The sequence below is a fragment of the Bradyrhizobium sp. NBAIM08 genome (assembly GCF_020193935.1).
Taxonomy (GTDB): Bacteria; Pseudomonadota; Alphaproteobacteria; order Rhizobiales; family Xanthobacteraceae; genus Bradyrhizobium; species Bradyrhizobium yuanmingense.
The window spans coordinates 1-385 of sequence record NZ_JADYVR010001295.1; the positions used below are offsets into that span (position 1 = coordinate 1).

Genomic DNA, 385 nt, shown 5'->3' on the forward strand with positions numbered 1-385 from the left:
GATCACGGCTTGTCCGGCGAACGTGACGGTGCCCTGCCTGGCGTCGGTGCCGGCGCCGAATGTGGCGTTGGTGAGCGCGGCGACCCGGGCTTTTGAGATTTGCGAAACCAATCCGCCGGTCGTGACGCATTTCAGCGATGTGACCAACGGAACGAGTCCGACGATCATCGTCACGCGCACGTACCGGGCGAGTGATGCTTGTGGCAACTTTGTTAATTGCGTCCAGACGATCACGGTGCAGGAGGCGGAGATCGATGTGCGGGGCGGCTCGCCGCTCATCTCGATCATCGATGGTGATGTCACACCCAGCCTCACGGACGGGACTGACTTCGGCGGTGTGAATGCTTTCAGCGGCACAGCCAGCCGGACTTTCACCATCATCAAC

1 protein-coding gene is annotated in these 385 nt (G+C 61.3%); it reads left to right on the plus strand.

Annotation, left to right across the window (positions count from 1 at the left end; genetic code table 11):
• Positions 1–70: 70 nt before the first annotated feature.
• Positions 71–385, plus strand: a 315-nt coding sequence (locus I6F37_RS44600) for a hypothetical protein (protein ID WP_225155072.1), incomplete at its 3' end; no start/stop codon positions are given.